The sequence below is a fragment of the Phenylobacterium sp. genome (genome assembly GCF_035276905.1).
In the GTDB taxonomy this organism is placed as follows: domain Bacteria; phylum Pseudomonadota; class Alphaproteobacteria; order Caulobacterales; family Caulobacteraceae; genus Phenylobacterium.
Window position 1 is genome coordinate 1 of sequence record NZ_DATELG010000362.1, and the last position, 22,895, is coordinate 22,895.

Genomic DNA, 22,895 nt, shown 5'->3' on the forward strand with positions numbered 1-22,895 from the left:
CTCCACCCGCCGCGGCTCCAGCCGGAAGAGGTAGCGGCCGTCGATCAGTTCCGGGTGGGCGACGTCGGGGCCGACGTCGGTGATCACCGCCTCGTAGAGGCCGGGCGGCGCCAGGTCGATCAGTTCCATGCAGGTGGCGAACTCGCGGTGCTCGCGCGTCGCAACCTTGCCCGAGACGAAGATGCCGAGGTGGCCGATCGACTGGTGCAGGCAATAGACGATCGTCTGCCCGTTGGCGGCGATTTCGCTCTCGTGGTCGTAGACGTCGGTGATCCAGCCCAGCGCCTGCTGGGGCGGGGTGATGTCGTCGCCCCAGGAGCAGAAGACGATGATCGGCGAGCGGATGTTGCGCAGGTCGATCCGCACCCCCTCCGCGGTGCGCAGCGCGCCGGTGGCCAGCTTGTTGCCGATGAACAGATTGTCGACGATCCACTGCATCTCGCTGGCGTTGAGCAGCACCGGGCTGCCCCACCAGGTCTCGAAGTCGAGGAAGCGCGCGCCTTCGGTGTCGGCCTTGGCGTAGACGTTGTAGGGCTTCTGCCAGAACGTGTTGGCCGGGTTCATCGCCTCGAAGTTGGCGACCAGGGCGGCGCCGTCGAACAGGCCGCAGCCGAGGTCCCCGGCGAAGGCGGTCCAGCAGGAGCCGCCCATCACGCCGCCGCTGTAGCGCATCGGATTCTTGCCGCGCACGCCGGCCCAGTAGGACAGCGGCGCCCCGGCCAGCAGGATCGGACCGGCGATGTCCGGCTGCATCGCCGCCATCATCATCGTCTGCCAGCCCGCCTGGCAGTTGGCGACGACGACCGGCTTGCCCTCCGCCTCCGGATGGCGCGCCGCGACCTCCTCCACGAAGGCGGCCTCGGCCAGGCAGACGTCCTCGATGGTCTGGCCGGGCTCCGGCGCGGGGCGAAAGCCGATGAAGTAGCACGGGTGGCCCGCGGCCAGCGCCACGCCGATCTCGCTGTCGGCCTTCATGCCGCCGATGCCCGGCCCGTGGCCCGCCCGCGGATCGACGACGACGAACGGCGGCTTCAGCGGATCGATCAACACGTCGGGCGGCGGGACGATGCGCACCAGGCCGTAGTTGACCGGGCGCGGCAGGGCGCGGCCGTCGCGAAGCGGCTCGGCCTCGAAGTGCAGCACGTGGGGAACCGGCTGGGCCGAGTGCTCCCAGTAGATGTTGCCGCGCTCGCGGAGGATATCGAAGAACATGATCGACCTCTGCCAGGCGTCGATCCAGTACGCCTGAACGGATCGATAGGTCTGGGCAGGCCAATAGGATTGGTTGTCCAAGTCGAGCTGCGGCGGATCAGCCATCGGATCGCTCCTTTACTGGGCCGCGGCCTGCTTCCATTCCGCGGGGGTCATCTTCCAGCCGCCGCCGAGCACCTTGTAGAGACTGACGGTGGCGAGCAGTTGGTCGCCCTCGGTCTGCGCCAACTCGCCCTCGACCGGGTAGAGCTGCTGCTGGGCCTCCAGGACCTCGAAATAACTGGCCCGGCCGCCGTCGTAGCGGGTCAGCGCCAGGTCGAAGGACTGCCTGAGGTTGACGACCTGCGCCTCCAGCGCGTCGCGCCGCGTGGCCAAATTCTGCTGCGCCGTGAGCGCGTCGGACGTCTCCCGGAAGGCGACCAGCACCGTCTTGCGGTACTGGGCGACGGTCTCGTCCCAGTAGGCCTTCTGGCCCTCGTAGATCGACTGCAGCCGGCCGCCGTTGAAGATCGGGCCGGTCGCCGAGAGGCCGGCGCTCCACAGGCCGAAGCCGGTGTTCGTCCCCGCCAGGTGGACGCCCTCGCCGCCGCCGATCGCCGACAGGCCGATGCGCGGGAAGAAGTTGGCCACGGCGACGCCGATCTCGGCGTTGGCGGCGACCATGCTCTGTTCGGCTGCGCGGATGTCCGGGCGCCGCTGCATCAGGTCGCTGGTCGCCCCCAGCGGCGTGGCCGGCAGCGAGTAGTTCGCAAGGCGGGCGCGCGCGATCGCCCGCGGATAGCTGCCGAGCAGGACGCAGAGCGCGTTCTCCTGCTGCGCGATCTGCCGCTTCAGGTCGGCCGCGGTGGCCAGGCTGGCGTTGTAGATGGCCTCGGCGCGCTGCACCGACAGGTTGCTGTCCTTGCCGGCCCTGAAGCGCAGGTCGAAGAGGTCGAACGTCTTCTTGTAGGCGCCGGTGCTTTCCTCGGCGACCGCCAGCTGGCGGTCGAGCTGCAGCAGCCGGAAGTAGCCGGAGGCGACGTCGGTCGCCAGCGTCAGCATCACGCCGCGGCGCACCTCCTCCTGGGCGAACAGGTTGGCCCGCGCCGCCTCGGTGGAGCGCCGGATGCGGCCCCAGATGTCCAGCTCCCAGGCCGCGTCGATGAGGCCGCTGGCGAAGCCGATGTCGGCCGTGCCTACGGTGTTCAGCCCCTGAACCAGGGCCCGCTGGCCGCCGACGGTGACGGTGTAGTTGAGCTGCGGATAGGCCTCCGAGCGCGCGACGCCCAGCTGGGCGCGGGCCTGCTCGATGCGCGAGGCCGCGATCTGGACGTCGTAATTGTTGGCGACCGCCTCGGCGATCAGCTTCTGCAGGGCCGGATCCTGAAATGCAGCCCACCAGGAGAGATCGGCGTATGAGGTCGCCTCGCCCGGCGACAGCTGGAACCGGTAGCTCGCCGGCAGCGGCTGCACCTCGGGGCGTTTGTAGTCCGGCCCCATGGTGCAGCCGGTCAGCAGCATGGACGTCGCCGCGGCCGTGAAAACGCTGAAGCGAGCCGATGTCCTCCAAGCTTTCGTCTTCACCGCCGCACCTCTTCATTGCACAGCTGCAAGCATTTTGCGGAAACGCGAGAGCGTGAACGCCGTGTAGGCGCTGCCGATCAGGAACATCTTCAGCATGTCGGGCCAGACCATGGCCGGCGTCGCGTCGCGGAACAGCACCGCCTGGGAGAAGGCGACGAAGTGCGTCGAGGGGACGAACATCATCACCTTCTGCAGGAACTGCGGCATGCTCTCGAGCGGCGTGTTGCCGCCCGAGAGCAGGTTCATGACGATGAAGACGGGGAAGGCCAGCAGGCCGAACTGCGGCATCGAGCGGACCAGGGTGGCCAGCATGATGCCCAGCGCCGTCACCGAGAACAGATAGACCACCAGCCCCGCCAGGAAGAGCAGCACCGAGCCCCGGATCGGCACGCCGATGGCGAACTTCACCACCAGGAACAGCGACAGCATGGCGGCGACCACCACCACCAGGCCGTTGGCCCAGATCTTGGCGAACATCAGCTCGTAGGGCCTGAGCGGCATCACCAGCAGGTGCTCGATGTTGCCGTGCTCGCGCTCGCGCAGCACCGCCGCCCCGGTCAGGAAGATCGCCAGCACCGAGATGTTGTTGATCACCTGGTTGATCGCGACGAACCAGCTCTGCTCGAAGTTGGGGTTGAAGCGTGCGCGGCTGTTGAGCTCCAGAAGCGGCTGGTTCACCGGCTCGGCCGCCCGCGGCCAGAACGGCCGCACGGCCTGCATCATGATCTGCTGGATGTAATAGGGCCCCCGCCCGGCCTGGCTCATCGCCGTGGCGTCGGTGATGATCTGCGTCTCCGGCTTCATGTTGCGGGCGATGTCGTCCTGGAACCTGGGCGGGATGTCGACGACGAAGGTGAAACGGCCGGTGTCCATCGCCCGATTGATCTGATCGAAGGTGATCGACTGCGGCGGCAGGAACATCGGCGGCAGAAGGGCCAGCTTGATCGCCCGCGAGGCCTCGGAGTCGTCCTCGTCGACCATGGCGATCGAGGCGTTGACCACGTCCATCACCGCCCGCTTGGCCGGCGTATAGACCGAGAAGGTGAAGCTGTAGATGATCAGGAAGATCAGCACCGGGTCGCGCGCCAGGCTGAGCAGCTCCTTCAATCCCAGTTGGAAGATGTGCTTCAGCCGTTCCATCGCTCACTTCTCCTGCTTCGGCAGAAGCGCGACGGAGATCGTGAAGTAGATCGCCGCGATCAGGGCCAGGATCAGGACGTTGGGCCACAGGATCGACATGCCCAGGGCCTTGGTGAAGGTCCCCACGCTGATCTGCTGGAAGTAGGTGCTGGGGAATGCCTTGGCGAAGAGCACGGCGGCGCCGGTCAGCGAGGACACCGGCACGAACATGCCGGAGAACTGCACCGCCGGCAGAATGGAGATGATCGCCGCCGCGAAGATCGCCGCCGTCTGGGTCGCGGCGAAGACCGAGATCAAGAGGCCGAACCCGGTCGTCGCCAGGACATAGAGCACCCCGCCCAGGACCAAGGTCCCGATGCTGCCCTTGATCGGCACCTGGAACAGGAAGACCGCCAGGGCGACCAGGGTGACGAACTGGATCAGCGAGACCGCGATGTAGGGCAGCTGCTTGCCGAGCAGGAACTCCGCCCGGGTGGCGGGCGCGGCGTAGAAGTTGGCGATCGAGCCCAGCTCCTTCTCGCGCACGACGCTGAGCGCCGTCAGCATGCTGGGGATCAGCATCAAGAGCAGCATGATGTCGCCGGGCGCCATGGCGTAGATGCTGTCGAACGACTGGTTGTAGAGGGCGCGGGTGTTGACGACGATCGGCTGCTCGCGGTCCGGCAGTCCCCTGGCCTGGCGCGCGCGGCGCTCGAAGTCGTCGGTGGCCTTCTCGATGTAGGTGCGGGCCGTCTCGGCGCGGAACGGCATGGCCGCGTCGATATAGGTCGAGACCTGCGGCTGGCGGCCGCGGATCAGGTCCGCCTCGAAGCCGGAGGGGATCTCGATTGCGAAGCGCAGCTCGCCGTTGCGCAATCGCCGGTCCATCTCGCCATAGTCGGGGATCGGCCGCTTCTCGTCGAAGTACTGTGACGCCCGGAACTCGTCGGCGTACTGCTGGCTGGCCTGGCTCTTGTCGAAGTCGAGGACCGCGAAGCTCAGGTGGTTGACGTCCAGCGAAATGCCGTAGCCGAACACCACCATCAAAAGCAGCGGGCCCAACACCGCGAAGGCCAGCCGCACCGTGTCGTGGCGAAGCTCGATCGCCTCGCGCCGGGCGAAGGCCCAGACCCGCGCCAGGCTGAAGCGGCCGGCCTTGTCGTCGCCGTGCGCCGGCGGCTCGGTCGCCACGAACGCCTCCTGCGCGGCCGCCTCGTCCTGGACCGTGCCGGTCGCCTTGCCTTCCGCCGCAGCCTTGGCGGCGGCGGCGTCCTCGAGGTAGCCGATGAAGGCCTGCTCCAGGTTGGGCGCGCCGCGCTCGGCGACGAGCGACGCCGGCGGGCCCTGGGCCAGCACCTTGCCGGCGTGCATCATCGACATCCGGTCGCAGCGCTCGGCCTCGTTCATGAAGTGGGTCGACAGGAAGATCGTCACCTTGTCCTGGCGCGAGAGGCGGATCAGCAGCTCCCAGAAACCGTCGCGCGCCACCGGATCGACCCCCGAGGTCGGCTCGTCGAGGATCAGCACCTCCGGCTCGTGCAACACCGCCACCGCCAGCGACAGCCGCTGGCGGATGCCGAGCGGCAGGCTTTCGGCGAGCGTGTCGGCGACCTCCTCCAGGCCAAAGCGGCTGAGCAGCTCCTCGACCCGCGCCACGCCCTCGGCCGGGGCCAGGTCGAACAGGTGGGCGTGCAGCATCATGTTCTGCCGCACGGTGAGCTCGGTGTAGAGCGAGAAGGCCTGGGACATGAAGCCGACGTGGCGGCGGGATTCCACGTCGCCGCCCTTCACCGGCTGGCCGAAGAGCTGGGCCGTCCCTTCGGTGGGCGGCAAGAGGCCCGTCAGCATCTTCATGGTGGTGGTCTTGCCGCAGCCGTTCGACCCCAAAAAGCCGAAGATCTCGCCGCGCTCGATGCGGAAGTTGACGTGGTCGACCGCGGTGAAATCGCCGAACCGCTGGGTCAGCCCCTCCGCCTCGATGGCCGGCGGGCCTTCGATCGGCTCGAAGGGCGTGATCACCGGCTCCTTGTGCCCGCGCTTGGCCTCCTCCGGCAGCAGGCTGATGAAGGCCTTCTCCAGGGTGGGCTGGCCGACGCTCTCGCGCATCTCCTGGGGCGTGCCGGTCGCCAGCACCTTGCCGGCGTTCATCGCCACCAGCCACTCGAACCCCTCCGCCTCGTCCATGTAGGCGGTGGCGACCAGCACGCTCATCTGCGGACGCCGCTCGCGGATCCGGTCGATCAGCTCCCAGAATTGCCGCCTGGCCAGCGGATCGACCCCGGTGGTCGGCTCGTCGAGGATCAACAGGTCCGGATCGTGGATCAGCGAGCAGCAGAGGCCGAGCTTCTGCTTCATGCCGCCCGAGAGCTTGCCGGCGGGCCTGGCGCGGAACGGCTCCAGGTCGGTGCTGCGCAAGAGGTCGTCGATACGCCACTCGCGCTCCTCGCGCGACTGGCCGAACAGCCGGCCGAAGAAGTCGACGTTCTCGAAGATCGACAGCGTCGGGTAGAGGTTCTTGCCCAGCCCCTGGGGCAGGTAGGCGATGCGCGAGGCGACGCCGGTCCGGAAATGGCGGTCGGCGATGTCGCCGCCCAGCACCTCGACCTTGCCGGTCTGGATCTTGCGCACGCCCGCCAGCATGCCCAACAGCGTCGACTTGCCGACCCCATCGGGCCCGATCAGGCCGATCATCTTCTGCGAGGGGACGTCGAGGGTGACGTCGTCGAGCGCGATCGCCTTGCCGTAGCTCTGGCTGACCTCCAGGATGCGGGCGCACCACAGCGACGGATCCTCGTCGGCGGGGCGCGCCCGCTCGGTGCTGTCGACGCGGGCGTCCATGCTACTTGGCCCCAGCGGACGCGCCGGTCGCTTGCCATAGATTCTGCGGGACGACGGCCTTCGGCTGCAGGTTGGCCGGCCATTCCTTGTTGGTGTCCCAGCGGACGTAGCCCATGCCGGGCAGGCCGGTCTTCACCAGCGGCTCGAACTGGCGCAGCCGGTTCTTGTCGATCTGCAGCTTGACGCGGAACGTCAGGTTGTGCCGCTCCTCGGCGGTCTCCACCGTCTTTGGCGTGAACTGCGCCATCGGCGAGACGTAGGAGACGTAGGCGCGGATCGGGTACTGCGGGGCGGCGTCCATGACGATGCGCGCCTCGGAGCCCAGCGGCACCTTACCCGTCACGCTCTCGGGCAGGTAGACATACATGTAGACGTCCGAAAGGTCGTTGACGGTGAACACCCGCCCGCCGGCCCCCAGCACCTCGCCGGGCTCGGCCAGGCGGCGCTCGACGCGCGCGCGGATCGGCGAACGCAGCACGCTGTCGGCGATCTCCGCCCGCAGCCGGTCGGCGGTGGCCCGCGCGGCCTCGATCTGCGAAGCGCTCTGCACCGCGGTCGCCCGGGCGCCGGCGAGCTGAGCCCTGGCCGACAGGCTGGCGGCGTGATCGATTTCGGCTTCCTGCTGGCTGACGGCGCCGCGTGGCACCAGTTCGCTCGACCGCGCGTCCTGCTTGCTGGCGTAGTTGTAGTCGGCCTGCTTCACCGCGACCTGGGCCTGGGCCGCGTTGCGCGCGTCCTGGGCCGAGCGGATCTGGGCCTCGGCCTCGCGCAGCTGCGCCTGCAACGCCGAGATGTCCATCCGGGTCACGACCTGGCCCGCCTCCACGGTGTCGCCCTCGTTCACCAGCACCTCGGCGACGCGGCCTGGGTACTTGGTGGAGACATAGATCTGCGTCGCCTCCAGCCGGCCGTTGCCGCCGGCAAAGCCGGCAGGAAGAGCAGGTTTACGCAGGACCAACCAAGCCGCCACGCCGGCGCCGACCGCCGCTATGCCAAGAAACAGGAAGGTTAGATTCCGGGACCTTCGACCTGTCTTGGTTGACGCCTTGCCTTTATCGGCGGGAGCCACCGGCTGGGGCTTGGTTTTATCGACGACCGCTTCAGCCATGGCCCCGGACCCGCGATAAAGTTGCTGGGCGTTATTTTGGTTCTTGGGCCGTAAGGCTATGCCCCCGCTCCCGGGGGCGAAATCAGGTGGAATACCGAGGACCTGAGCCCTTGCGCCCCACCGGATCGAACCCCCCAGGGCGAACCCGCGCGCGCCCTGGGACGCGGCGGGACGGCCTGTCGGTAAGACACTGGATTCAATTTGATTTGTCGGCGCTCAGCCGCCGGACGGCGCGCCGCGCCCAACGCCGGCGGCGACCCGAGGCTGCGGGACGAACCTGATGGCCTCGTCCGCAATCGACCCGCGCCGCCTCCGGGCGAAACCCGCCGGAATCAATAGCGGGGCGAGCCGTCTTCCCAGTAATACCGGCCGGTGGCCTGGTCATAGTAGTAGTAGCGGCCGGCCTTCTCGTCATAATACTGCCGCTTGTTGTCCTTCGGCGTGGCGCCGCAGTTGCCCTGGTCGCGGCAGCCCTTCACCGCGCCGGCTGCTGCGCCGATGCCTGCGCCGATCAGGGCGCCCGTCGCGGCGGTTCCGGTGGCGGCGCCGATGATGGCCCCGACGCCGGCTCCGGCGGCCCCGCCGCCGAGCGCGCCCTTGGCCGGGGTGGTTTCCCCACAGGCGGCGACCATAAGACTCGCGCCGACCAAAGCGATCACTGGCTTCAGCATAGCTAGGCCCTCCTCATTGGCGTTTGTCCCGCTAACCCAGGCCGAGCTTAAGAGTTCCCGGCCGGCGGCGCCTTTGACAGCCCCCGCTGCCCGTGGAGCACATCCCATGCCGACGCCCGGGCGTGGAGCGCCAGCGTGCTTGCTGCATAGGGCGCCATGATACGACCGGGCTCGGCCAGGCGCCGTCAATTCATCGCGATGAGCTGCGCCGGCAAGGCGGCGCCTTATTGCCCGCGGCGAGGCATTACGACGGCCGCGCAGACCTTTCAGGCCCCAAGAGCAAGACCCAAGCGTCACTCACGTGAAGTTCAAGTCCATCAGCGTTCTAAGGCTAAAGGCTTCACTATATACTGGCCGACATGGAAAACATCGGCAACCACATTGGGAAACATTGCCCAAATCTTCGCACGAAATCCGCCTACCGCTCGCAAAACACTAAGGTTTATATTGCGAACCGGCCGAATTTCGGCGAATTGAACATCGAAGATCCTCACGTGGACGCGCCAGCATTTCTGCTCGCCGCGCAGGCGGCCGGATGACCGGGCGGCTGATCGTCATCTCGAACCGGGTCCATGCGTCCGAGGGCGGGGCCACGGGCGGCGGCCTGGCCACGGCGCTCTCGGCGGCGCTGCGCGAGTACAGCGGCGTCTGGTTCGGCTGGAGCGGCCGCACCGTGGGCGAGTTCACCGGCCAGCTCAGCGTCCAGCGCCAGGCCGGGGTGACCGTCTCGACGATCGATCTGGAGGCCCAGGACGTCGAGGAATACTACAACGGCTACGCCAACCGCACGCTCTGGCCGCTGTTCCACTATCGCGTCGACCTGGCGGCCTACGAGCGGTCGTTCGACCAGGGATACGCCCGGGTCAACGCCCGCTTCGCCGACACCGTCCTGCCGCTGATCGAGGCGGACGACTTCATCTGGATCCACGACTACCACCTCATCCCGCTGGGCCGGGAGCTGCGGCGCCGCGACGTGCGCAACCGCATCGGCTTTTTCCTGCACATCCCGTGGCCGGCGCGGCGGCTGTTCGCCACCCTGCCGAACCATCGCGAGCTCGCCGAGGCGCTCTTCGAATACGACCTCGTGGGCTTCCAGACGGAGGATTCCCTGCAGGCCTTCCGCGAGTACATCGTCGACGAGGTCGACGGAGTGATCGAGGCGGGCGAGGCCCAGGCCTTCGGCCGCAGCTGCCGCATCGGCGCCTTTCCCGTCGGCCTCGACGCGCCGGGCTTCGAGGCCGCCGCGCGCAGCCAGGCCGCCGACACCTGGACCGGCCGCATGCGCGAGAGCCTCAACGGCCGGCAGATGATCATGGGCGTCGACCGGCTGGACTATTCCAAGGGCCTGGAAGAACGGTTCCTCGCCTACGAGGAGGCGCTGACGACCACGCCGGAGGCGCACGAACGGGTGTTCCTGCTGCAGATCGCCACCCCCAGCCGCAACGAAGTGCCTGCCTACCAGGAGATCCGCGCGCGCCTGGACGCCGTCTCCGGCCGGATCAACGGCGCCTACGCCACTGTCGACTGGGTGCCGATCCGCTACGTGAACCGCAGCTACCGCCGCGACGAGCTCGCCGGCATCTACCGCGCGGCCGACGTGGGCCTGGTCACGCCGCTGCGCGACGGCATGAACCTGGTGGCGAAGGAATATGTCGCCGCCCAGGACCCGGAGGACCCGGGCGTGCTGATCCTGTCGCAGTTCGCCGGGGCGGCGGAGCAGATGCGCGAGGCGCTGATCGTCAACCCCTTCAGCCGCGAGGAGGTGGCCGACGCCATCCGCCGGGGACTGGCCATGCCGCTCGCCGAGCGCCGCCGCCGCTGGGAGGTCCTGGTCCACGGCGTGCGCACCGAGGACGTCGGCGCCTGGCGCGACAACTTCGTCGACGCCCTGAAGACGGCTCCGCCGTCGGACCTGCCCGCAACATCGGGACTTTAGGCGGCCCCGCGCCAGCCCCTGACGGATGTCCGAAAATATCGTACCCGGCGACTGCCTTTCAGCAGTTCAGGGATTCGATTCGTCGCATATGGTGAAAGCTCGCGGGGGCGAACAGCAAGGTGACACGCAGCAATGACGCAGCTCGGCGCGTGCCTGCTCCTGGTCGCCGCAGCCGCCGTCCTGCTGACGGGGCTGCGGCTGGCGGCGAACGCCTATAACGAGCCGGGCCGCCAGATATTCCGGGGTCTACGCAAAGTGCTCCAGGGCGAGATCCACGCGTTCGTCATCGACTATGGCGGCGGCCGCGGCGTGGGCTTCAATTTCAACAACATGATGATGGCGACCACCTGGGACGCCGGCGCCTGGTGCCTGCCCTATCGCGTCGAGGAGCTGCTCGGCGTGGAGCTGGTGATCGACGAGCGGGTGGAAGGCTGGGCCTTCGCCAAGGGCCAGCTCTGGGCGGCGGACGCAGAGGCCACGGCGGACAAGCAGGTCACCCTGCGCCATCTGTTCGACGACCCTCACCACCCGCATTTCGTGCTGGAGCTCTGGAGCGCCGGGCGCGAGGCGGACGAGGCCATCCCGGACGCACGGACGGCGGTCGACAAGGGCAACCGCTGGCTCGAAGGGATGGCGGCGCTGATGACGACGGTCCGCAAGCGGCGCTTGGAGATCGACCAGGCCGCCTGACGCCGGACGCCCGCCCTTTCCGGACCTCACGCCTAGCCGGGCGTCGAGGTGCGCAGCGCGTCGGGGTCGGGCGCCCAGAATCGTCCCGGTCTGGGCGAGGTTGAAACCGGCTCGGCTTCGGCCGCGGGATCGCGGTCTTCGACCGGGAAGCGGATTTGGCAGCGCAGCCCCTCGCGATTGAAGTCGACCGCAACCTCGCCGCCGAGCTCGCGGGCCAGGTTGCGCTGCAAGAGCCGCATGCCGAAGCCCGAGCGGGTCGGCAAATTTACCGGCGGCCCGTCCCGCTCGGTCCAGTCGAAGACCAGCTCGCCCGCTTCCAGCCGCCAGTCGAGGCTCACCCGGCCCTCCGGCACGGCGAGCGCGCCATATTTCGTGGCGTTGGTGGCGAGCTCGTGCAGCGCCAGGCTGAAAGCCAGCGCGCGCGGGGCCGCCAGCCAGACCGGCGGTCCGGAGCGGGCGACCTGAGGCCTCTGCACCGCCTCGAACGGCGCCAGCGCCGAGGCCGCCACCTCGTCCAGCCGCGCCCCGCGCCAGCTCTGCGCGGTGAGCAGGTCGTGGGCGGCCGACAGCGCCATCAGCCTGGCCTCGAACGCCGCCCGGGCCTGCGGCAGATCGGGAGCGGCGCGCAGGGTCTGGAAGGCGATCGACTGGACGGTCGCCAGGGTGTTCTTCACGCGATGGTTCAGCTCGTTGATTAGCAGCCGCTGCCGCTGCTCCGCACGGCGCCGCTCGGTGACGTCCTCGAGCACGCCGATCGACCACAGCACCATTCCGTCCGGCGCGACCATCAGGTCGCCGACGGCGCTGATATGCCGGACCGAACCGTCCGGCAGGCGGATGCGATAGTCGGCCTCGCGCCGGGTGTGACCGATGGCGATGGCGTCGGCGTCCTCCGCCGCCATCTGCCGCATATCCTCGCTGTCGATCCGCCCGATAATGTCTTCGACCGTCACCGGTTCGTCCGGTCCGAACCCGAAGATCTCACGGGCGCGATCGTCGAGCTTCGCCTCGGGCGCGCCCGCCGCCACGTACAGCTCGAACGTGCCCAGCCGGGCGACGGTGACGGCGGCGCTCAGCCGCCGCGCGGTCTCCTCCACCGCCTGCTGGGCGCGCACCAGGGGCGTGACGTCGAACCCCTCGACATAGATGCGCGTCACCCTTCCCGCCTGATCCTTGATCGGCTGCAGCACCACGTCGACGAAGAGCTCCTCGTGGCCGCCGTCGGGGGTGGTGAGGACGACCCGATCCCCGCGTCCGACATAGCGCTGACCGGTCGCGAAGGCCTCGTAGACGACCTCCGGCCGGCCGGCGTCGGCCAGACTGCCCAAGGTCTTGAAATAGGGTTTGCCCTCGGCGTCGCCGGTGCCGAAGAGCTGCTTGTGGGCCTCGTTGACGTACTCGACCGCATAGTCCGGCGGCCCGCCCAGCAGGCAGACGAAGCCCGGGGCCTGGTCGGACAGGCTGCGCAGATAGTCGACCTGGGCGACCGCCCGCCGCTCCGCCAGCACCCGCTCGGTCGTCTCCACGTTGATGCTCAGCACGCCCAGGACGTCGCCATGCTCGTCGCGCACCGGCGAGCAGTCGATGTTCGCCCAGACCTGTTCGGGGACGCCCGACCGCATCACCGTCAGTTCGAGGTCGCGGAACGTCAGGCGCTCGCCGCGCTGGGCCGCCTGAAGCGCCTGGTCGGTGAGGCCGGCGAACTCCGGCCAGCTTTTCCGGCAATTGGACCCCAGCGCGCCCGGGTGGCGCAGACCGATCAGCTTGGCGTAGGCGTCGTTGTAGAGCGTGACCGCTTCGTCGCCGAGCAGCATCGCCATGGCCAACGACGAGCTCAGCATGGTCGAGGTCGCCGTCCTCAGCGCCGCCGACCAGGACTCCAGCGGACCGAGAGGAGTCGACGCCCAGTCATGGGCCGCGATGAGCTCCGCCATCGCGCCGCCCCCGCGCAGAAACGCCCGCTCACCTGCAAACGTGTCTGGGTTCGCCATGGGAGCCAACTAGGTGCTTCACCAAGAAGCGCATCATCCAGGTCGGAAGACAACTAATTAGAGGGCGAGCCCGATTCCCCTCACAAGCTTGGTCGGCCGGCGTCCTGCGGCCTTGGTCGCCGCTTATGTGGATTGACTGTGGCCGATGCGCGTGGCTCGTTCGCCCGTCCCTGTCGCTTTTTTTGAAGAGCAGCTGATGGCCTCCCTGGTCTTGAGCGTGATCGGCAGCGACCGGCCCGGCCTCACCGAGGCGCTCGCGGGCGCCGTCCTCTCGGCCGGCGGCAACTGGCTCGAGAGCCACCTCAGCCGGCTGGGCGGGCTCTACGTCGGATCGGTGCTGATCGAACTCCAGCCGGATCGCGTCGAGGGGCTGCGCTCGGCCGTGCGCGCGGTGGACGCCCAGGGCCTGGAGGTGCGGATCGCTCCGGCGGTCGAGGGGCCGCCGATCGCGGAGGGCGAGGCGCTTCAGTTCAGCCTCGTCGGCCAGGACCGGCCCGGGATCGTGCACCAGGTGACCGAGGTCCTGAGCGGCCTGGCCGTCAACATCGAGACCTTCGACAGCCGCATCAGCGCCGAGCCCCACTCCGGCGCCCCGCTGTTCCACATGGAGGCGCGTCTGCGCCTGCCCTCCGGCCTGCCGGCGGCGGGCGTCCAGGCGGCGCTGGAGGCGATCTCGGCCGAGATCATGGTCGACATCCTGCTTACGCCGGCCCAGGAGCGGTGAGGCGGCGCCTCGGGCACGGAAGCTGAGCTACCTCCAGCAGGCGAAGGCCGCGCCCACCCCCGTGCCGGCGGGGGTGCGTCGAATGGGCTCGTACTCCACCCAGTCCAAGTGCAAACCGCCCGCAATCGCCGCCGTCATGATCCAGTTCAGGATCTCCGAAGACCCGGAATTGAGCGCGCCTGGAGGAACGGCGCGGAGCAGTTCGCCGTCCCCGTTGGACAGGCCTGCGATCACTTGCCGATCGAGGGCTTCGTCAACCACAAAGTGGCTCAGCCCGCCGGATGCGACGACCGCTACCCGTAGATCATCGGACGCCTCCTCGATCGAGGCGCGCACCGCCTTGCCGATGTCGTGGACCCGCGCCGAGCGCAGGACATTCGGCGGGAAATAGGTGTTCAGCAGGATCGGCAGCATCGGGATCTGGCGATCTCCATACAGCCGCTCGGCGACAAAGCCGAAGGCGTGGCCGAAGCCGGCGACCGCGGGATCGGCGACCGCCGCCGCCGCGCCCACGTCGACGTGCCGCTCGATCAGGCCCGCGATCAGCGCGCGCGCAAGATCCGGCGCAGCGGGGAAATGGTGGATGCGGTCCATGGCGTAGCCACGCGCCATCTTGCGCATCCAGGCCGGCTTTTCTTTCCTGCCATATTCGTCGTTGGTGATGACTTCATCGCCGTAGTAAATCGATATTGCGGGCATGTTGGCGGGCGAGAACAGTTCCCCCTGATCATCCCCGACCACGATCACGACATCTGGCGCCGCCTGCGCCAGCGCCTCGGCCGCGCGATCGAGCCAGGCCTGACACCGGTTTGCGGCCGCCTCGAACTGCTCGGGCGTGGCTATCGCGGTAAAGCGGCTGCCGGTTTCCGCCGCCAGTTGCGCGTATGTGACGAAGCGTCCGTCGGAAAGATTGAGCTCCGTGTTGCTGTAATCGGCCTCCGCCCGATGCCGCCACTCGGACCAGTCAAGTGTCAGCATCGGCGTATGCGACACGCCGAGGCCAAGGACGATCTCGGCCATTGTCAGCCAACGATTCCGTTGAACAGCCGCCGGGCGTTGCCCTCGAAGATCTTGTACCGATCCGCATCGGACAGAAACGTCATCGCTTCGATTTCAGGCTTCAGATCGTCGTAGGACCGACCGGTGTCAGGGTTGATCTGGGTTCCGCTGCCGATCCGCTCGGTGCCGAAGCAGACGGCGTCGGGTCCTGCGACCTTGACAAGCAATTCCAGCGACGGCGGGGCGTGCAGGCAGGTGTCGAAATGGAACTGGCGCAGCGCATCGTCGAAGGATCCAACCGCCGTCGACTGCCGGCCGTGGATGCCGCTGCTCCCGAGATCCGGAAATGATCCCCGCTCCGCCCGCCAACGGCCGATCTGGTACGGCACGGATCCGCCGCCGTGCGCGATGATGATCTTGAGCTTAGGAAATCGTTGCATCACGCCAGCCTTGATCATCGACAGCAAGGCGATGGAATGTTCGGTGATGAAGTGGTTCGAATAGGTCTCGCGCCCGTTGCAGCAGGACGCCGCGTGGATCAACGCCGGCACATCGTGCTCGCACATCTTTTCATACAGCGGATACCAATAGGGATCACCCATCGGCGGAATATTCCCCATCCCTTCGGCGGGGTCGGGATTGATGATGATCGACTTGAAACCGAGTTCGTTCAGGCACCGCTCCATCTCGGGGAAGACCCGCTCGACCGGCTGGCCGGGAACCTGCGGCAGACCCGCCATGCCCATGAAGCGGCCGGGCGCAAGCCGAACCTGCTGGGCGATGGCGTTGTTGGTCCAGGACGTCCACACATCGACGACCCTCGCGCCGCGCGAATGCATCATGGTGAAGGGCCGCGGCGACACCATCTGCAGATCCGTGCCGACCTGGTCCATCGCCTTCAACTGGACGCTCAGGTGCTCGCGGTAGAGGTCGTCGGCGATCTTGGGCTCCATGCCGGCATAGCTGCCGTCGCTGCCCAGCAAATTGAGGCCGTTTTGATTCAAGACCGGCGGCGCCCATAGATGGGCGTGAATATCGATGATCATGCCGTGCCTCCCGATCGGCTGGATTGCGTTGCGAAGTGCGCAGCAGGACGCCTCATGTCCGGGTCCCGTCGGATGCGATCGCCAGGACGTCGCACGCCACCAGCCGATTCAGCGGCATTTGCGGCGTCGCGATCGCCTGGCGCGCGGGCCGCGACGCCGCATCGGGGAACAGCTTGACCCAGCAACCGTCGACCGCGGCCCGCACGGAATCTTCGCGGATATAGACCGTCACCTTCAGGATATCGCCCAGCGTCGCGCCCGCGGCCTCGACGATGCGCTGCATGTGCGCGAACATGAGCGACACCTGCGCTTCGGCGTCGTCGGGGTGCGCACCAGCCTCGAAATCATAGCCGAAGATGTTGCCGCTGGCGATGAACGGGCCGATCCGCGAGGCCGCCGGAATCGGCAGCTTGCCGTGCGAAAATCCCGGCGCGTCGATGCTGCGCCTTTCTGTGAACGTCATGGCTGCATCTTCTCTTGAGGGTCTTTCCGCGCCTCGGGATGGTCGCGCAGCTCGCGCTTCAAGATCTTTCCCGACGCATTCTTCGGAAGCGCATCGACGATCACCACGCGCTTCGGGGTCTTGTACGCCGACGTGACCGTTCGGCAGTAGGCGATGACGCTGGTCTCATCGAGCATGTGACCGGCCCGCGGAACGACGAACGCGGTCACCATCTCAATCCATCGCGGATGCGGCAGGCCGATCACCGCCGCTTCGGACACGCCCGGCATCTGGTAAAGGAGTTCCTCGACCTCGCGCGACGCGACGTTCTCTCCGCCCGTCTTGATCATGTCCTTCTTGCGGTCGACGACCGTGAGAAATCCTTCTTCGTCCATCACCGCGAGATCGCCGCTGTGGAACCACCCGCCGGCGAAGGCGTCCGCCGTTCGCACGGGATCGTTCCAATAGCCGCTCATCAGCTGGGGCGAGCGATGGACGATCTCCCCGACCTCGCCGGCGGCGACGTCCTGCAAGGCCTCGTCGACCACGCGCGTTTCCACGTTCAGCACCGGGCGGCCGGCCGAACCGGCCTTGCGCACCTGATCGTCGGGACCGAGGATCGTCGCGACCGGGGCGATCTCCGTCTGACCGTAGCAATTGTACCAGCGCACGCCGGGCAGCCGCGCCATCAGCTCGCGCAGGATTTCGACAGGCATGATCGAGGCGCCGTAGAAGCCGTGCGTGAGGCTGCTGAGATCGGCCTGATCGAAGAGCGGTGAGCGCAGGAGCGCGATCCAGACCGTGGGCGGCGCGAAAAAGGCCGTCGCGCGGTGCGCGGCGATCGACTTCAGGACCGCGTCCGGATCCGGCCCCTCCAGGATGATGTTGGTCGCCCCCACCTGGATCGCCGGCCCGAGGAAGGCGTCGAGTTGGGCGCAATGGCACAAGGGCAGCGCGTTGACCTGGATCGCGTCCTCGCGCCAGTCGCACCCGGCGATGCAGCTCTGATATTCCCACAACACCGCATCGTGGCTGAGCATGGCGCCCTTCGGCCGCGATTCAGTCCCGCTGGTGTACATGATCTGGGCGGTCGCGCCGCCGTCGATCGGAGGCGGCGCCAAGGGGACGACCGGCGCCTGGTCGCTAATGGTCGAGAATGGCGCGATCCCCTCGGCTTCGGGTTCTGCGCCGCGAATGTCGGGAATGGCGATGCTGCGGATCTCAAGCCCGCGCACCGCCGCGCGGGCGACGGATGCGCAGGCCGTGTCGACGAACAGCAGCCGCGCCCCTGAATGCTCCAGAACATAGGCTGCGTCACTCGCGGCGAGCATGAAGTTCACGGGCGTCAGAACCGCGCCCAGCCGCGCGACCGCAAACCGCAGAACGACGTACCAATGGCTGTTGCGCGCCATCAGCGCCACGCGGTCTCCCGCCGCGACGCCCGACGCATGGATCCCGGCGGCGACCCGGTCGACCATCTGGTCGAGGACCGCGTAGGTCCAGCTCACCTCGCCCGCGACCAGCGCCACCTTGTCGGGCCGGCGTCCGGCCGAACGCCGCAACATGTCACCCAGCGTGTGTCGACGCGCGGTCCTGACGGCGCATGGCCCGGCCGGCTCCGCTGCCCCGTCCAGATGATGCACCCCGCCAGCCAAAACGCTCTCCGAACTCTTCGTTTACAGGCCGGGACAAGCTTGCCCGCAGTCGACAATTTGTCAATTTATATTGTCCGATTGGATAATAAAATGACGTCCTCCGGGGCGGCGGCGCAGGCCGCCGCGCGCGACGACCGCGCCCGCAAAAGGCGCGGCGCAAAGCGCTGAATCGGCGCTCGAACGCGGCCGGTTCGGCGCAGCGAATGGTCTAACTTCAAGAACTCATGAGCGTTCGGCGGTTCATTCGAACCGCCAAACGCTCTACCGGCTTCGAGTCTGCAGCGCGTGGTAACCGAGGTCCCGCCGCGCCTCGTCGAGGCGCTTGCCCTGCCGGATCGCTTCCCGGATCTCGTCCTCGACGGCTTCGATCTGCTCGGCGATCGTCAGGACTTCCACTGCGCGCGAGGCCGGGATGCAGACCACGCCATCCGCATCCCCGAGCAGCCAATCGCCCGGCTCGACCCGGACTCCGGCGATCTGCACCGCGACGTTGTAGGCGTCCGCCGTGACGCGATCCTTGCCTGTCCGCATCGTGCTGGCGCGGGCGAACACGGGATAGCCGAGTTCGACGCAGCGATCGGAATCGCGACATACGCCGTCGATGACCGTTCCCGCGACGCCGCGTTGGCTGGCGACCCAGGTCAGGATGTCGCCCCAGACGGTTGCATCCATGCGGCCATCATTGTCGATGACCACCACCTGCCCCGGCGCCACGTCGTCGATGTAATCGCCGACCGATCCCCCCGTCAGGCCGACCGGCAACATACGGATGGTGAAGGCGCGACCGGCGAAGCGCATCGTGCGGGCGACCGGCACGATCCCGATCGCCTGGCCCTTGATGCCCAGACGGTCGAGCGCGTCGGAAACCGCCGTGGCGCCGGCCTTCTTCAGGCGCGCGGAAAGTTCCTGATCGTTCACGGCCGGTCCTTCTTCAGCATGTCTTCATAGGCCGCGCCCAGCACCTCGCCGATCGGGCGGCCCGCCTCGATGTCCCGGACCATCAATTGTTCGCGCGCGAAAATATCCTCGGCCACGCCGACGATCTCTTCGGCCCGCGCCGCGGTGATGAAGACGACGCCGCTGCCGTCCGCCACGACCCAGTCGCCGGCGGCGACGGCGACCCCTGCGATCGTTACGGCCTCGCCAAAGCTGTGTTCGGCGACGCGTCCGCGCGCGGTGACGGGAACCGCCGCGCGGCCATATATCGGCAGGCCGAGCATCCGCGCCTCATCGATGTCGCGGAAAGCGCCGTCGATCACCACGCCGTCGATTCCCTTGGCGAGCGCGGCGCGCGACAACAGACCGCCCCAGCCCGAGACGTCCGTGCGGCCGCGATGTTCGACGACGATGACGTCGCCCGGCTCGGCGGCCATGATCGCGCCCGCGCCGAGATGGCGCTTGGGCAGGCCGGGCAGCGGGGCGCCGAGCTTGACGGTCATGGCCTTGCCCACGACCGTGCGGGTCACCGTCATCGGCATCAGTCCGAACACCGCGCCGGGCAGGCCCATCTTGTCTAGCGCGTCGGAAAGGGTCGGCGTGTCCAGCTCTTCAAGCCGGCGCTTCAAACTGCTCATCGCGTTTCCTTGGGAGATAGGACGCCGGTCAGGTCGATGCTGGTGAAATCGATGGCCTCCAGCCCGGTCGCCGCCGCCATCTGCGCGCGCACATCGTCTGGCTGGCCGGCCTGGAAGGCGTAGGTGGTGGCGAACATCCGCTGGAGCGGATTGGCTTCGATTTCCGCCTTCGTCATGCCGTCCAGCAATTCGCGCTTGCCCCAGGACGGCAGCTCCACCGCCACGTTCTTGGCCGCGTCGCGGATCAGTCCCTTCGGCTCGCCGCCCGCCGCCAAGTTCTCGAGCTCGGCGAAGAAACGGCGCCGCATCATCACGATGCCCCTGTCGGACAGGCCGAGGTTTTCCTTCGTCCGGTCGGTAATGGCGCCCTGCCCGGCCCAGGCCAGAAAATCTTGGTTCATGACGTGGGTGGTGATCCAATCGCCGTTTTCATCGAAGACCGGCCCGACCCATGTCGGAATGCGCTCCTGCACGTACGGCTCCTGCTCGCGCGGCACGCGCGTGAACTTCCAGGTCACCGACAGGGTATTCTCGTTGTCGATCGGCACGCGCCATTCGAAATGCTCGGTCAAGTAGAAACAGTTCGGCCATAGCGCTACACGGCCGATGACCCAGTTCTCGTGGTGCTCGTCCGAGTCTTCCTTGATGCGATGATAGCAGAAACCATAATCGAATTCAGTGAAGGCGAGCTTCAGGTGGCGGGGCGGCCTTGGGCCGTCCTGCCCCTTCAGTTGCTGCGCCCAGCGCTCGTGCATCCATTCGAAATGCACCGGGTCGATCGAGTTTTCCTGGCATTGAAGCCAGTTGCACGGAACTTCCGACAGGACGATCTGGACGAAGCCGTTTTTCCAGGAAAAGGGCTCCCAGTCGGGCAGCAGCGGCGCGGGATCGGGCCCCATGTACGCCCAGACCATGCCGGCGTGGCTCTGGACGCGATAGGCGGGCAGGCGAATCTTGCCGCCGCCCCCGGCGCCTGCCCCTCCCTCCAGGCCGCGCACGACGTCCTCGAACGGCCGCTCGACGCACGCGCCCTCCTTGTCGAAGCGCCATCCGTGGTAGTTGCAGCGCAGGCCGCGCTCTTCGACGAAGCCATACGCCAGGTCGGCCAGGCGGTGCGCGCATTGCCGGCCGATGAGCCCGAACTCGCCCGACTTATCCTTGTACAGGACCAGGTTTTCACCGAACAGGCGAACAGGCTTGATATCGCGACTGTCGAATTCGGAAACGCCCGCGATGGGATGCCAGTAACGGCGCAGGTAGTCTCCCATCTTCGCACCCGGCTCGATCCGGGTCAGAAGCTCGTTTTCTTCTGGATGCAGCACAATGCGATCCTCTCCAGAACGGAATTCTAGAATTTGTAGACGTCTAGCGTCAGCGCGCCGGCCTTTATTTCCTCGATTATTTCGATTTCCTTTTGGTCCCGCTGCTCGGCGGCAGGAATGGCGGCCGCGGCCTGCGCGGGCCGCAGGACGACAACCCCGTCGGCGTCGCCCACGACCAGATCGCCCCGGCGCACGACCACCTCGCCGATGCGCACGGGTTCCCCAACGGCCCAGTCGGCCGAACGGTTCTTGACCGTCCCGCGAATGGTGACGGCCGCCGAAAAGGTGGGCAGCCCAAGTTCCGTCAGCCGCAGCACGTCGCGCACGCCGCCGGTGATGATCATGCCGGCGATTCCACGGGCCAATGCCGCGGCGGCCATGATTTCCCCCCAGTACCCGAAGCCCACGCCCTCGCCCACGTCGATCACCAGCACATCGCCCGGCTCGGCGGCCGCCAATGCTTCATGGATGGCGAGATTGTCGCCCGCCGGGCAGCGCACCGGCAAAGCGGGGCCCGCCACGTGCATGGACCGGTCGATCGGCAGGATCATGTGCGGCAAGGCGCCTTGGCGGCCGCTCGCCTCATGCAGGCTGGCGGCGGACAGGCGGCTGGCGCGCTCGAGCATCTCGGCGGTGACAGGCCCGCGATCTCGCGTCGCTTCCTCCACACGGCCCTCCCTTCACTTGCTCTTCTAATTCCCCCTGACGGCTGACATTGTCAATCCGACTGGACAATATAAGGTAGTTATTTTTCCGCATTCGGTTGATAAGAGCCGGGGCCGCGGTCACGCGCGCCGACGCGCCCGAGCACGCGCCGACGACCTGGCGGTTCGACGTTTCGGTCTGTTAGCGGCTGCGGCGTTTCACAGGGTCGGCCGGTTCGCGAAAGAACAGCTCTGCGCACAGGCGGACATGCTCTTCCACGAACTCCGGCTCGAACGGCGAGCGGCCGATAAAGCGCTCCGCCTCCGCCGCCAGCATGAAGATGCGCGCGGCGGCGCCGAGAAACAGATAGTGGAGGTGGTAGGGATTGCCCTGAACGTAATGGCCGGTCTTCTGCACGTTGGCGATCAATTCGCCGAACAAGGTGAAGGTTCCGCCGACGAGCGAGCCCATCAGCCAGTCGAGCCGTTCGCCAGTGCGTCCCGCTTCGTGGGACATCAGCCAGTGGAGTTCAGGATGCGCGGCGGCCATTCGAATGAAATCGGCCTGGAGGAGGCGCAGCTTGACCGGGTCTTCCACGCCCTCGAGGCCAGCGAGCCGCCGCTCGAAGGCGTCGTTGAACCAGAACACGATATCCCGCATGACGGCCTGCCAAAGGCCTGTCTTGGTCTCGAAATGATAGAGCACCAGCGCATGGCGCAAGTTCGCACGATGGGCGATCGACCTCGTCGTCGCCCCCTCGAACCCTACCTCGGCGAATTCCTGCGTCGCAGCTTTCAGGATCTTTGCGCGCGTCTCCACCGACCTGGCTTGACGGCGCCTCTTGTTGACCAGTTCCCCCTCGGGCTCCGGCGCCGGCGAAACCGCGACCGGGCCTATGCGATAGCTGCTGTTCGCCACATTGATCCCATTCGACAAATTTGTGGCTATTATCCTGTCCAAGAGGTGAACTGCAAGCGCTCGTGGCGAGGGACGCCTTCGGCCGCGCACACCGCCCCTTTCAATGTCGAATGGGGCGCCTCCCGACCCCATCGGAGCCGGGAGGACGCAGCCAACGTCAATATTGGTAGGTCAGCTTCACACCGTACGTCGCCGGCATCCCGGCCACGCGAGTGATGGTGTCGATAACATGCGCCGCATTGATGGTGTAGAACTTGTCGAGCACGTTCCGCCCCCAGATCTGCGCGCTCCACTTTCCGTCGGCGCTTTCGATCCCTGCACTGAGATCGACGAGGCTGTAGGCCGGCAGCACGAATTCCGGGCCGCCGCCGAACGTCGCGGGGGTGCTGCTGCGATGGGTGACCTTGGCGCCCAGCGACATCTTGAGGTCGGACGACACCGG

The 22,895-nt window shown here is 67.4% G+C and carries 20 protein-coding genes and 1 pseudogene; 4 read left to right on the forward strand and 17 right to left on the reverse strand.

What is annotated here, in order from left to right; genetic code table 11:
- The 6 genes from VJS38_RS17110 to VJS38_RS17135 form a co-directional block, all read right to left on the reverse strand.
- Window positions 1-1,317: DUF3141 domain-containing protein (locus VJS38_RS17110; RefSeq protein WP_324089358.1), on the reverse strand; the 1,317-nt coding region annotated here is incomplete at its 3' end.
- A 12-nt stretch (window positions 1,318-1,329) separates the two neighbouring features.
- Window positions 1,330-2,712 carry an efflux transporter outer membrane subunit gene (locus VJS38_RS17115; protein ID WP_324089359.1) on the reverse strand — a complete coding sequence of 461 codons (1,383 nt, stop codon included), beginning with the start codon at window positions 2,710-2,712 and terminating at the stop codon, window positions 1,330-1,332.
- Between the two features lie 75 nt (window positions 2,713-2,787).
- Entirely contained in the window at window positions 2,788-3,915 is a 1,128-nt protein-coding gene (locus VJS38_RS17120; protein ID WP_324089360.1) for an ABC transporter permease, read from the reverse strand.
- Window positions 3,916-3,918: 3 nt separating this feature from the next.
- On the reverse strand, window positions 3,919-6,732 hold the full coding sequence (gene rbbA, locus VJS38_RS17125) for a ribosome-associated ATPase/putative transporter RbbA (RefSeq protein WP_324089361.1): 2,814 nt from the start codon (window positions 6,730-6,732) through the stop codon (window positions 3,919-3,921).
- A gap of 1 nt (window position 6,733) precedes the next feature.
- Window positions 6,734-7,690, reverse strand: coding sequence for an HlyD family secretion protein (locus VJS38_RS17130; protein WP_324089362.1), 957 nt, complete (start codon window positions 7,688-7,690; stop codon window positions 6,734-6,736).
- Window positions 7,691-8,172: 482 nt separating this feature from the next.
- Complete coding sequence (locus tag VJS38_RS17135; protein ID WP_324089363.1) at window positions 8,173-8,511, reverse strand: glycine zipper domain-containing protein; 339 nt, start codon at window positions 8,509-8,511, stop codon at window positions 8,173-8,175.
- Window positions 8,512-8,870: 359 nt separating this feature from the next.
- Here VJS38_RS17135 and VJS38_RS17140 point away from each other — a divergent pair, with 359 nt between their 5' ends.
- From VJS38_RS17140 to VJS38_RS17150, 3 genes are all read left to right on the forward strand, one after another.
- Window positions 8,871-9,050: a hypothetical protein gene (locus VJS38_RS17140; protein WP_324089364.1), complete on the forward strand. Its 180-nt coding sequence runs from the start codon at window positions 8,871-8,873 to the stop codon at window positions 9,048-9,050.
- Complete coding sequence (gene otsA, locus VJS38_RS17145; RefSeq protein WP_324089365.1) at window positions 9,047-10,447, forward strand: alpha,alpha-trehalose-phosphate synthase (UDP-forming); 1,401 nt, start codon at window positions 9,047-9,049, stop codon at window positions 10,445-10,447. Before VJS38_RS17140 ends, otsA begins: the two co-directional genes overlap by 4 nt.
- A gap of 132 nt (window positions 10,448-10,579) precedes the next feature.
- Complete coding sequence (locus tag VJS38_RS17150; RefSeq protein ID WP_324089366.1) at window positions 10,580-11,137, forward strand: hypothetical protein; 558 nt, start codon at window positions 10,580-10,582, stop codon at window positions 11,135-11,137.
- A gap of 32 nt (window positions 11,138-11,169) precedes the next feature.
- Here the strand turns inward: VJS38_RS17150 and VJS38_RS17155 are convergent, their stop codons facing one another.
- Entirely contained in the window at window positions 11,170-13,071 is a 1,902-nt protein-coding gene (locus tag VJS38_RS17155; RefSeq protein WP_324089367.1) for a sensor histidine kinase, read from the reverse strand.
- Between the two features lie 253 nt (window positions 13,072-13,324).
- Between VJS38_RS17155 and VJS38_RS17160 the strand changes: the two genes are divergently transcribed.
- The gene (locus VJS38_RS17160) at window positions 13,325-13,852 is read left to right on the forward strand and encodes a glycine cleavage system protein R (RefSeq protein ID WP_324089368.1); all 528 of its coding nucleotides are present in this window, start codon (window positions 13,325-13,327) and stop codon (window positions 13,850-13,852) included.
- Between the two features lie 27 nt (window positions 13,853-13,879).
- Here the strand turns inward: VJS38_RS17160 and VJS38_RS17165 are convergent, their stop codons facing one another.
- From VJS38_RS17165 to VJS38_RS17210, 10 genes and pseudogenes are all read right to left on the reverse strand, one after another.
- Window positions 13,880-14,872, reverse strand: coding sequence for a hypothetical protein (locus VJS38_RS17165; protein WP_324089369.1), 993 nt, complete (start codon window positions 14,870-14,872; stop codon window positions 13,880-13,882).
- A 2-nt stretch (window positions 14,873-14,874) separates the two neighbouring features.
- Entirely contained in the window at window positions 14,875-15,897 is a 1,023-nt protein-coding gene (locus tag VJS38_RS17170) for an amidohydrolase family protein (protein WP_324089370.1), read from the reverse strand.
- Between the two features lie 52 nt (window positions 15,898-15,949).
- Entirely contained in the window at window positions 15,950-16,360 is a 411-nt protein-coding gene (locus VJS38_RS17175) for a RidA family protein (protein WP_324089371.1), read from the reverse strand.
- Entirely contained in the window at window positions 16,357-17,982 is a 1,626-nt protein-coding gene (locus tag VJS38_RS17180; RefSeq protein ID WP_324089378.1) for a fatty acyl-CoA synthetase, read from the reverse strand. The genes VJS38_RS17175 and VJS38_RS17180 overlap by 4 nt, the downstream gene beginning before the upstream one ends.
- A gap of 273 nt (window positions 17,983-18,255) precedes the next feature.
- The gene (locus VJS38_RS17185; RefSeq protein ID WP_324089372.1) at window positions 18,256-18,912 is read right to left on the reverse strand and encodes an RraA family protein; all 657 of its coding nucleotides are present in this window, start codon (window positions 18,910-18,912) and stop codon (window positions 18,256-18,258) included.
- A complete protein-coding gene (locus VJS38_RS17190; RefSeq protein ID WP_324089373.1) occupies window positions 18,909-19,568 on the reverse strand; it encodes a hypothetical protein in 660 nt (219 codons plus the stop codon). Before VJS38_RS17190 ends, VJS38_RS17185 begins: the two co-directional genes overlap by 4 nt.
- Window positions 19,565-20,890, reverse strand: coding sequence for an aromatic ring-hydroxylating dioxygenase subunit alpha (locus VJS38_RS17195; RefSeq protein WP_324089374.1), 1,326 nt, complete (start codon window positions 20,888-20,890; stop codon window positions 19,565-19,567). Before VJS38_RS17195 ends, VJS38_RS17190 begins: the two co-directional genes overlap by 4 nt.
- 26 nt (window positions 20,891-20,916) lie before the next feature.
- Window positions 20,917-21,558, reverse strand: a complete 642-nt coding sequence (locus tag VJS38_RS17200) for an RraA family protein (RefSeq protein ID WP_324089375.1) — start codon at window positions 21,556-21,558, stop codon at window positions 20,917-20,919.
- A 178-nt stretch (window positions 21,559-21,736) separates the two neighbouring features.
- Entirely contained in the window at window positions 21,737-22,471 is a 735-nt protein-coding gene (locus VJS38_RS17205) for a TetR/AcrR family transcriptional regulator (protein WP_324089376.1), read from the reverse strand.
- A 139-nt stretch (window positions 22,472-22,610) separates the two neighbouring features.
- Window positions 22,611-22,895, reverse strand: a pseudogene (locus tag VJS38_RS17210) (hypothetical protein); the annotation flags it as partial.

Excerpts from the sequence above, each read along its gene's own strand:
- VJS38_RS17160 (WP_324089368.1), top strand. The coding sequence starts at position 13,325 with ATGGCCTCCCTGGTCTTGAGCGTGATCGGCAGCGACCGGCCCGGCCTC.
- VJS38_RS17140 (WP_324089364.1), top strand. The coding sequence starts at position 8,871 with ATGGAAAACATCGGCAACCACATTGGGAAACATTGCCCAAATCTTCGC.
- VJS38_RS17150 (WP_324089366.1), top strand. The coding sequence starts at position 10,580 with ATGACGCAGCTCGGCGCGTGCCTGCTCCTGGTCGCCGCAGCCGCCGTC.
- VJS38_RS17165 (WP_324089369.1), bottom strand. The coding sequence starts at position 14,872 with ATGGCCGAGATCGTCCTTGGCCTCGGCGTGTCGCATACGCCGATGCTG.
- otsA (WP_324089365.1), top strand. The coding sequence starts at position 9,047 with ATGACCGGGCGGCTGATCGTCATCTCGAACCGGGTCCATGCGTCCGAG.
- VJS38_RS17190 (WP_324089373.1), bottom strand. The coding sequence starts at position 19,568 with ATGAGCAGTTTGAAGCGCCGGCTTGAAGAGCTGGACACGCCGACCCTT.
- VJS38_RS17115 (WP_324089359.1), bottom strand. The coding sequence starts at position 2,712 with ATGCTGCTGACCGGCTGCACCATGGGGCCGGACTACAAACGCCCCGAG.
- VJS38_RS17170 (WP_324089370.1), bottom strand. The coding sequence starts at position 15,897 with ATGATCATCGATATTCACGCCCATCTATGGGCGCCGCCGGTCTTGAAT.
- VJS38_RS17155 (WP_324089367.1), bottom strand. The coding sequence starts at position 13,071 with ATGGCGGAGCTCATCGCGGCCCATGACTGGGCGTCGACTCCTCTCGGT.
- rbbA (WP_324089361.1), bottom strand. The coding sequence starts at position 6,732 with ATGGACGCCCGCGTCGACAGCACCGAGCGGGCGCGCCCCGCCGACGAG.
- VJS38_RS17135 (WP_324089363.1), bottom strand. The coding sequence starts at position 8,511 with ATGCTGAAGCCAGTGATCGCTTTGGTCGGCGCGAGTCTTATGGTCGCC.
- VJS38_RS17175 (WP_324089371.1), bottom strand. The coding sequence starts at position 16,360 with ATGACGTTCACAGAAAGGCGCAGCATCGACGCGCCGGGATTTTCGCAC.
- VJS38_RS17120 (WP_324089360.1), bottom strand. The coding sequence starts at position 3,915 with ATGGAACGGCTGAAGCACATCTTCCAACTGGGATTGAAGGAGCTGCTC.